3 protein-coding genes are annotated in these 2,432 nt (G+C 50.1%); 1 reads left to right on the top strand and 2 read right to left on the bottom strand.

The window, feature by feature from the left end:
* Window positions 1–401: 401 nt before the first annotated feature.
* Window positions 402–1,295, top strand: a complete 894-nt coding sequence (locus tag NZ772_17350) for a cation diffusion facilitator family transporter (protein ID MCS6815323.1) — start codon at window positions 402–404, stop codon at window positions 1,293–1,295.
* A 16-nt stretch (window positions 1,296–1,311) separates the two neighbouring features.
* Here NZ772_17350 and NZ772_17355 read toward each other — a convergent pair whose 3' ends face one another.
* Window positions 1,312–2,094: an ABC transporter permease gene (locus NZ772_17355; protein MCS6815324.1), complete on the bottom strand. Its 783-nt coding sequence runs from the start codon at window positions 2,092–2,094 to the stop codon at window positions 1,312–1,314.
* Between the two features lie 8 nt (window positions 2,095–2,102).
* Window positions 2,103–2,432: NYN domain-containing protein (locus NZ772_17360; GenBank protein MCS6815325.1), on the bottom strand; the 330-nt coding region annotated here is incomplete at its 5' end.

Below are 2,432 nucleotides of genomic sequence, written 5' to 3' on the forward strand. Positions count from 1 at the left end.
GCGCCCCTACATCTGGGCGATCGACGATCCTGCCCCTACATCTGGACGATCGATGATCCTGCCCCTACATCTGGGCGATCAACCCCTGTCTACAGGCGTGGTGGCGGGTATGGGGGTGGCATTGTCGGATCATCCCCCGATGCGGGCGATGTCGGCAGAGGAGGGATGATGGGGCATGGGATGAATGCAAAATCATCGGGTGAATGCGAAATCATCGGATGAATGCGAAATTGTTGGATGAATGCGAAATTGTTGGGTAGAGGCGCACGGCCGTGCGCCCCTACTGGGCAATCTTCACCACACTGTCAGTTTAGATGGTCAGTTTAGATGGAATTTAGCAGCATAATTGTGCCTAGAACAGGATACGCTCGTGTCTGCTGAGCTAATTACGGAGATAGGTGATGGTAACGTCTAGTCGTCAGGCGAAAGTTTCCAGAGTGTTGATCATCACCTTGGTCTTGAACCTAGTAGTGATGATATTGAAGTTTGTGGTCGGCTTTTGGACTGGCTCCCTAAGCCTAGTTGCCGATGCTCTCCACAGTGTAACCGATAGTGTTAACAACGTGCTGGGGCTGGTCACTAACCACTTGTCGTCGCCAGAACCAGACCGCGACCACCCCTATGGGCATCAAAAATTTGAAGCGATCGGAGCCTTGGGGATTGCTGCCTTTTTGGGAATTGCCTGTTTTGAAATTCTGCAAGGAGTGATTGAGCGCCTATCAAAGCCAGGGGAACTGGTTCGAGTTTCTGCACCAGAATTATTGATTCTGTTGATTGTGCTGGGAATCAACATTCTGGTTGCGTTTTACGAACGTAGGGTAGGATACCGAATCCAAAGTCAAATTCTGATTGCTGATGCACAGCATACGATGAGCGATATTTGGGTTACGATCGCCGTCTTAGGTGGCCTAGTAGGCATCTGGATTTGGCAAATCCAATGGTTAGATATTCTCCTAGCTGTGCCTGTGATGTTGATGGTGGCTTGGAGTTGCTGGCAGGTTTTGCGGATGAACCTACCGTGGTTAGTGGATGAGATTGCGATCGCACCAGAGATTATCCATCAATCGGTAATGGAAGTGCCCGGAGTCATCAACTGTCACAGCATCGCCTCCAGAGGCTTACTGGGTCATCAAGTGTTTATTGAAATGCATCTAGTAGTAGCAGCAACGGACGTAGAAACAGCCCATCAGATCACCGAAGCAGTGGAAAGACACCTAGAGGCAAAATATGGCCCTGTACGAGTCATAACCCACGTAGAACCACCGGACTATAAATCCAGTCAAATCAGCTACTAATAAGTCTCTCCTGTCACTAGCTAGAGGCACTGGTGTAAAAGCGCAGTGCAAATCGCCAGACTAGGTTAGAGGCCACCAGCAGCCCAAGAGCCAGCACTCCACCTCCGGCAATCCACAGTGGTTGCGATCGTCCCAGGAGGGTTTCCGCTGGCACTGAAGTCAGAAATGCAACTGGTACCACAAACGTAAAGAACCACCGATAAACCACAGGGTAGGCCACTATGGGGTAACGACCTGCCTCAATCAAGCCTCGCAGCACCTCAGTAACGTTATAAATTTTGACAAACCAGATACTGGTTGCTCCCAACATGAACCACAGGCTGTATAGACTAATCAGCCCGAATGTCAGCGAGAGCAGCGCCAGCCCATAGTTGCTACTGTCAAGTTGGATCTGACTGCCTGCATAGACGATGATAGCAATGCCAAAGGGAATGTCCGGGATGCCCCAGGGTGAAAAGGTATGGGTTGATAGCCAGAACTGACTGCTGATGGGCTTTAGCAACACAAAATCCAAGGTGCCTTGCTGCACGTAGCTCACAATTTTGCTCAGATTGGGAGATAGGAACGTGCCTGCAAATCCCTGCAATAGGGTGAAGATGCCCAATACAATCAGTGCCTCCGGCCAAGACCATCCTTGAAATGTGTAGCCAGTTCGATAGAAAAGAAATAGCCCAAACACGCTACCCGCCAGACTGCCTAAGCTGCTGAGGCTAGCCAGAAAAAAATTGAGACGATATTCCATCTCTACGGAAATGGCTGCGCTCCAGCACAATGTCAATACCTGCCAGTAACGCTTCATAGAGCCAACTAGTCGATCGAAGAGTGGAATCCAGCCATGCGCCATTCTCTCATGCGCTTCAATGTTGCAGCATCTAAGGTATGGGCTAGGGTGCGTCCAGGTGCCCTACGTCGTTGGTGTTGTACCTGTCGCAATTCTTGTTTAGCTAACTTGACATCGGCCTCTAGTTGTTGCGCAGACATCCACTCGGCACCATAGCCAACAACGGTCAACTGCTGTGCCCGATCGGACGTAGCTACAATCACCCGTGGCTTGGGCTGGTGTTCATTCATGCAAAACAGAGCACAATTCCGCTCAATCCAAGTATCTGCAGTTTGATTACTGTCTGTGTAATGAAC

Source organism: Cyanobacteriota bacterium, assembly GCA_025054735.1.
Lineage (GTDB): Bacteria > Cyanobacteriota > Cyanobacteriia > SKYG9 > SKYG9 > SKYG9.

Excerpts from the sequence above, each read along its gene's own strand:
- NZ772_17350 (MCS6815323.1), top strand. The coding sequence starts at position 402 with ATGGTAACGTCTAGTCGTCAGGCGAAAGTTTCCAGAGTGTTGATCATC.
- NZ772_17355 (MCS6815324.1), bottom strand. The coding sequence starts at position 2,094 with ATGAAGCGTTACTGGCAGGTATTGACATTGTGCTGGAGCGCAGCCATT.